We start from the raw sequence: 6,926 nt of genomic DNA on the forward strand, positions 1-6,926 counted from the left end.
TATCAGAGGCAAAATAAAAAGGAAAACCTTTTGGCTACGCCAAACCGAAATTCATCTCCCACCTACCGTTGGGCTACGCCCTTCACACGCTTAAGGAAGGAGAATTCTTTTGGGAAATTCGTTAAAAATAAGGAGATGATCCATATGGTAACTATGGCACGAAGAAAAAGTGGAGCTTGTTCAAAAAGGATGCAAAAAATACGCACCCGTGGCGGCGCGAATGAGAATTATGATTGGCAGTGTAATTATATTCAGCAATATTATAGATATTCCTCATGTATTTGCTGATGGTTAAAATCCAGATGTGAATGAGGTATTTAAAGATGTACAATCAAACGACGGAAAGATAAAGAATTATATAGAGGGCCAATTATACAATCGTATTGTAAATGCGTTTGAACCGGTTATATTCTTAATTAAATTGGTGTCATACCCAATAGCATCCGTTGTAGCGTTATGCGGTAGTTTGTTCATTATGGTTGGTAGTCAGGAGCGAGGATTCAGTCTAATTTCAAGGGCAGGTATCTGTTATATAGTGGTGCAAATGATTCCGTTATTTATGAGATTGCTAAGGTTATTTAGTCCTACTTAATGTAGGACTTTTTCATATGATAATAACCATCTATCGTTATTATCAGACAACATATCTTAACTCAACATTCGCAATAAATAGTTTTATGTTTCTAAAAATGTAATATATTTACATATATGAAAATCGAAAGTATGATGAAGGTGCAAGCCATAAAACTATTAAAGGGGGATTTTTTATGTTAAAGAAACTAGCAATCGGAGCATTAGCAACTGGGGTTATGTTGTCTGGAGCTGGCGGTGTGATGGCGGCAGAAAACACACCAGCTTTAAGTAAGGAAAAGGTTGCAGGCTTAAATACTTTAAGTACGGCGTATACTACTGTTAATGTCAATGGGAGCACTGTTGAATTTGCTGTAAAAGGCTTAGAAAATCCATTCACTTCAAAGTATTATCAAAAAATAGCTTGGACAAATAGTTATTCGGATCCAAATAATTACAATACATTAGCAGTAGCATATCCACAAAGCGGGAATGGTTATCAGGCATATGGATATGAATCATTAAATAATGTTAAACAAAAAATAGGCTCTGGTCAGACTGTCTATGGTTTCGCCCTAGCAAATAACGGAACCTGGTATCCGGCTGGACAAGCTATAATTAACTATTAAAATTTAAAATAAAAAGGAGTCCTAGTGGGCTCTTTTTTACTTGTAGGAATTTCTTAACCATCATGGAATACTGTTTATACAATATACAATATACAATATACAAATATGCATATTGTATTTATTTGGGTTTTTGTATGTTAAAATTATATATAAAGATTTTTATGTATAAAAGAAACTTAAATCAAAAATATCCAATGGGTTTTGAGAGGTGTTATATGTTTACAAATAAGAAATTAATTCGAATTGGTCTAACAATATTTGTATTTTTATGTATAGTTGATTTTTCAATCGGTTATTTTCAATCATATCTGGCATCAGCAGCAGATATTAAATGGACAATTCCAGAAATGTGGGAAACTATTTTGATAGATGTTCCTCGAGGTATACTTGTTCTTTTAGGTGCAATCGCTTTATATGATTTCACAAAACAGACATCAAAAAAAGATGCATCAATCTAATCATGTCTTTCTTCAATTAAAAATTTCATGATAGTAATCTTAAAAAAAGCCCTAATCAGGGCTTTTTTTCTTGTTACTGATAATGAGACACTATATCTGACTTACATAAATATCCTATTTGTTCAAATCAATCCTTGCTGATGGTACAATTAAAGCCATGGAGGGGAATTATGGGGATTTATTATGTAATACCACTACTTCTTATAAACGGCACTGCGTTATTCTTATTTTTCTTGTCTGTTTCACCGAAAATTAAGGTTAAAAACCTATTATCGATAATGGTCTGTTTAGGGATAAATCTAATAACAAGTCCAGCGGCTTTTCTTATAGGTGGGATAGCTGATTATGCAGGTGTGGCGGCTAATTATGGGGCTTATTTTGCGGGAGGATTTCTCTTCATTCAGGGAATACCACTCCTCATACTAATTGTGGCTTTGTGGAAGGTTGCAAGAGCAAAGAAAATAAATCAAGTATAGAAGTACATAATGAAAGGGTGGATTCCTTTTTAGAGGAGGGATCCGTTTTTTTCTTGCTATCGATTATAATGCTTTATGTTAAATCGAATTGTATAGAGCATTCATTTATTTTTCTTTCATAGATCAATTCATAATATAATATAGAAAATATTTCTTTGTTTCGTCGATTAAGGAGGGAATTTAATATTGGAACAAGAAAAGATTGATATTTTAGCTGAAACCTTATTATTGGAGGTTATAACACAAAAAGTTGAAATGATAGAGCAGCTTCCCATTATGCTAAAAGGTATTGACTATTTAAATGGTTGGGCAGAAGTAATTTCGAAAACAACAGAATGTGAAATTTTTGAATCAGATGCACCCAGTGTAATGAATTTTTTTACCGTAGGAGAAAAAGTTTTAATTGAGCTAGAGATGCCATGTCTTATATCAACATGGCAGAATAGAGAACAACTTCTGAGAATTACAACTACTGTGAAAGCAAAATGCTTAGTTTCTCATGCAGAAGTATTTGATTGGAACAATATGAATAAAATAGAATTGTTAAATCGCCAAAAAGATGTGCAATTTGTAGAGTTAAACTATATAGATACTGAATGTGATGATATTCGTGCTTATTGAATTAGACAAAACAATAAATTCTAGTTTTTGACGTATTTAGTAATTCATGTACTTTTTCTGCAGATTTAGAATTAGCTAATATCTTATCCATAGATTTTAATAAATCTGAAATCCGTATAATTAGAACAACATTTTCCATGTACTTAAAACCTCCTAAAGTGTTCTTTAAAAATTTCACGTACTATATGTTTAATATATTTTTATACACCAAATAATCAAGGGCATACTGTCTCTGAAAGGACGTAAATATCGTTTAGAATCTCACATGTAATTACATAAAATATAATCATAATATCCATATATGATTTTCTGTGTAGGGTTTTCTTTTCAAATATTTGAATTGTCTCGAAATAATAGGAACGATTTGTACATTTTTTAAAGTGTAAATCCAGTTAATTGATAGTTGATTTATTTTTATACAGCCAAATAGCTACATCAAATTGTATTAATTTTTTGATTCTTAAAAATTTCATAGTAGGAGTTTGATAATTATAATTTATAAGAAGTAAATATGAAAAAGTTAGAGAATTATCTTAGTTATTAAATAGATTCTGCCTATACTTTAAGTAGAGCCCAACTTATTAAATTTAAATAGTTTATATGTTCATATATAGAATTTTCAAGGGGGTAAATTGTAAATGATTCCAACGTCAACATATGTAGCTAAATGGGTATTAGATGACTTAACACTTGCATCAAGACCAAATCAAGGGATCAAACTAAGTACATTTAAAAAGTTAGAAAAACTTTATGTAGAATACAGAGAAATGATTGAGGGAGATACTAGTTTTGAAATTACACATTATCTGCTAGAGTTTATCAATCCACATAATCTTTTTGTAGTAAGAGATGGTTACTATATATTTGATAATAAAACGATGAAATTTATTAAAGTATCAGACGATATTCATTTTTTAAATCAAAACTTAGCGTATTGTAATAATGGAGTTGCAGTGGATTTAATAAACGGAAAAATGCATTTTTTAGAAGGGCATTATTATAAAGTTAAGACCTCATATGTTGATTTATTAAAAGGAGAAACTATCCCTGTAATGGTACTAAGTCATTTAGATAATAATGTTGGAGTATCAGTTCCTTTGACAATGTTTAATGAGGAAAGAACGTTTAAAATTTCAGAGAGTTATATAGTGGATCTTGCCTCAAAGAATTGTAACAATGAGAGTGAATTTAGTGAAAAGGGAAACGTAATACGATTTCTAAAACCTTCTATTGTGTAGTTAAGTATATATGTTAATCAAATTCATAATGAATTTAAGAGGGGAAAAAATTTTCTTTTGAAATGTATACAGCCTTTCGAGATAAAGTAATTATAAAAGATGAATATAAAGGATTGGTGGAATTAATAAATACAGGAAATTGGGAAGAAGCTGCTTTAAAGTTTCCATTCGTTAAAGAATACATAAAAGTTAATCATAGTAAAGATATTCCATTTACAAAGAAACAGATAAATGAAGCATTTGCAGAAGATTATTTTCTATATATATATGAGGTGGCACATAGGAAACTGGGAAGAAAAGAATGATTATTATACAAATTTAAAAGATAATGAATGGTCATTTATAGCCAATCTCAAGAACTACAGAGATCCAGAACATAACGTGGCACCTATCATATTATTTATGAATGTGGTTTTAAAGGAAGTAGCAGCACATATTATAAGGCTGGAAGTTTGATATGGTGAGGCTGATGGACCGGAAGAATACTTTTTTATAAATAATGAATTTAAAAAGAGTAGCAGTAATTAAATATTGCTGCTTTTTATTTATACACTAGAAATTATTGTTGTTAGCGTTATATATATTCATTTATAATCGAATATGGAAAATTTTACACTGCAATAATAAAGATTTTAGTATATAAGAGCTGGGAGCAGCTCTTTTTATTTTGCTCAGGGGGAGTGTGAAAGAAAAAAGTTTATGTTAGTGGCGAAGTTAAATGATCTAATAGAGAATAAAAAATTACAATTAGTTGAACTGGTAAAAAAACATGGTTTTAGTCATACGAAAGTCCTCCATTTAAGTCAGGAAATCGATAAATTAATTAATAAATATATGATTATAAAAAAGGAACCCTATAATAGTAGGGTTCAAAGGGAACAGATACATAAAATAAATAAAGAGAATAATTTAATTATATAAGAAAATTGATGCCGTAATATTGAGAAAGTGTAAAACCTTAATTAATTATTTTCGTTTGAAAAGTGATGTGATTACTATTTTAAAATTAAGAATAAATTTAATAGAGAGAGCTGTTTAACGAATTAAGTTAACAGAGTACAATATAGTTAGTAAACAAAGAGCGGAACATTTTGTTAATGAATTAATCAAAAAAGATTAAATGCATCTTACTGCTAGATCTTGATTTGGCAAAAAATTCAGCTTCATTTCCTCCATCTACAAAACCACCAATATTTCTGAAAACCCCACATTCACCAGGTCCTAAATATCGTACGCCTACATAATCATTATAGCTATCAGGATCGTACTCCCATAATTCAACTTTTAACTTACTAGTTGAACCTACTTCAGCAGCTCGGCAAATCTTGTAATCTCCACCAGTCGAGGCATATACATAACTTTCAGCACCATTTGAATATAGCGTTTCTTCTCCTAAGTAATCCCATCCAGAACTAAAAGGCTCAATTGTGTTTGCAAACGTAGAAGAAGGGACCAACATTACTAACAACGTCGTTACGAATGCCATCATACTCATTTTTAATTTTTTCATTCTTATTCCTCCCTATTTTTAATTGAAATTTATTGTTCTTCACATAATACATAAAATATTTTGTTTTGTTGCAAATAAATGAATGCTTTAAATGTAGCTTTGAAATAAAGTTTGATCAAAAATACCTCGCAATCCAAAGTTTTACGATAAATAAAAAGAATCCATTTTGAAAAAGATTGATCAAAATGGATTCTTCCCCAGCAGATTTAAGTTTGGTTTTTATAAAAAAGTTTGACCATTTCTACCTATGTTGTTCAACAATCGCGCCCGTTTGTGAAATTGGCAAAAGCAGTCTAATTATCGAATAGTCCTCTTCCTCTCAGATTTGCGGAAACAGGCTCCTTTCCTATTTCACGTGCCCATATAGATAACTGGCCAATATGGTGGATTTCGTGGACAATGACATGACGTATGATCTCTCCGTGTGTACATTCAATAACTCGGCGCCTGATTGGTGCGTCTCTAGAGCTAATCAGTTCTTCATTGAAATCAGTTTCTGAAAGTTTCCGAGAATCCATTTCATTTGTCCAAGATGTCACAAATGGCTTCACTTTCTCATGGTATTGAGCTGAAAGATTTTTCACTTTTTGTAAGCTGGCATAACCCTCAAACAATGGCTCCTCAGGCACTGGTTCACCTCGCAAACCTAAGATCCACATATATTCCACATCTACAATGTGAAATAGGGTATGTAGTATACTGCCGAACCCACCGACCCGTTTCTTTAATAGTTCTTCATCTGGTATGTCTTCGCACAATGTAAACCAATCATCACGAACTTGCCAGTTATATTGAAACAGTTTCAACATTACAACAACCTCTATCTTTTATAGATTTAATATTTAATTTTCACCAAAAGACTTCAAAATCCTTTTTTAAATAATAGCTCTAAAAAATCTGTTAAAATCCTCCACAAACTGGCCCTTTAGTTGAGTAACTTTATTGCTACTCAACGGTTCCTTAATTCGCCTTTCAGCTCAAATCTTCTTTTCACTTTTTACTATAAAAACACCCCTTTAGATAAACAGATCCAAAGGAGCAAAACATCGCAACTTTTTTATAAACGTCGCGACTTTATTCAAAACATCGCGTCTTTTTTATAAACAGTTAATCTTTATTTCAAATCAATATTAAAATAATGTTGTTTGAAAACACTTCTATCCATATGTTAGGGGTAACTCCACATTGCTATTCAGCTAATAGGGGTCTCGCGCGATCGAGCTAAGGTTTTTAATTACCCTCTAAACGAAAAATTAATTTCTCTATAGTTGTTAATTTTAGGGAATTAGTCTTTTTTGTTTTTGAGGTGTTGACTTTTCTTAAGTTGATAGGCATGTGGCAGTACCCCACATCCATCAACTTAAGGATTTAGACTATTTTTGAAGTTAAAAGCACGTTACTATTTTCTTATGTTAATGAGAAAG

The 6,926-nt window shown here is 31.2% G+C and carries 8 protein-coding genes and 2 pseudogenes; 8 read left to right on the plus strand and 2 right to left on the minus strand.

Annotated elements, in window-relative coordinates; genetic code table 11:
- Positions 1-146: 146 nt before the first annotated feature.
- From HFD78_RS30025 to HFD78_RS28755, 8 genes and pseudogenes are all read left to right on the plus strand, one after another.
- Positions 147-592: pseudogene (locus tag HFD78_RS30025) on the plus strand (hypothetical protein); the annotation flags it as partial.
- A gap of 175 nt (positions 593-767) precedes the next feature.
- Positions 768-1,199 carry a hypothetical protein gene (locus HFD78_RS28725; protein ID WP_000914194.1) on the plus strand — a complete coding sequence of 144 codons (432 nt, stop codon included), beginning with the start codon at positions 768-770 and terminating at the stop codon, positions 1,197-1,199.
- Positions 1,200-1,393: 194 nt separating this feature from the next.
- A complete protein-coding gene (locus HFD78_RS28730) occupies positions 1,394-1,657 on the plus strand; it encodes a DUF3937 family protein (protein ID WP_033668420.1) in 264 nt (87 codons plus the stop codon).
- A gap of 170 nt (positions 1,658-1,827) precedes the next feature.
- Positions 1,828-2,133, plus strand: coding sequence for a hypothetical protein (locus HFD78_RS28735; RefSeq protein ID WP_000513527.1), 306 nt, complete (start codon positions 1,828-1,830; stop codon positions 2,131-2,133).
- A 186-nt stretch (positions 2,134-2,319) separates the two neighbouring features.
- A complete protein-coding gene (locus tag HFD78_RS28740) occupies positions 2,320-2,754 on the plus strand; it encodes a hypothetical protein (RefSeq protein WP_000434467.1) in 435 nt (144 codons plus the stop codon).
- Between the two features lie 638 nt (positions 2,755-3,392).
- Positions 3,393-3,992 (plus strand): hypothetical protein, encoded by a 600-nt coding sequence (locus HFD78_RS28745; protein ID WP_000613330.1) that lies wholly within the window; start codon positions 3,393-3,395, stop codon positions 3,990-3,992.
- 62 nt (positions 3,993-4,054) lie between these two features.
- A pseudogene (locus tag HFD78_RS29770) lies at positions 4,055-4,448 on the plus strand (hypothetical protein).
- Between the two features lie 243 nt (positions 4,449-4,691).
- The gene (locus HFD78_RS28755) at positions 4,692-4,913 is read left to right on the plus strand and encodes an aspartyl-phosphate phosphatase Spo0E family protein (RefSeq protein ID WP_000959244.1); all 222 of its coding nucleotides are present in this window, start codon (positions 4,692-4,694) and stop codon (positions 4,911-4,913) included.
- Positions 4,914-5,094: 181 nt separating this feature from the next.
- Here HFD78_RS28755 and HFD78_RS28760 read toward each other — a convergent pair whose 3' ends face one another.
- Positions 5,095-5,502 (minus strand): hypothetical protein, encoded by a 408-nt coding sequence (locus HFD78_RS28760; RefSeq protein ID WP_000734339.1) that lies wholly within the window; start codon positions 5,500-5,502, stop codon positions 5,095-5,097.
- A gap of 293 nt (positions 5,503-5,795) precedes the next feature.
- Positions 5,796-6,311 carry a DinB family protein gene (locus HFD78_RS28765; protein WP_000915550.1) on the minus strand — a complete coding sequence of 172 codons (516 nt, stop codon included), beginning with the start codon at positions 6,309-6,311 and terminating at the stop codon, positions 5,796-5,798.
- Positions 6,312-6,926: the final 615 nt, after the last annotated feature.

The organism is Bacillus sp. EKM501B, assembly GCF_011800505.1.
Taxonomy (GTDB): Bacteria; Bacillota; Bacilli; order Bacillales; family Bacillaceae_G; genus Bacillus_A; species Bacillus_A cereus.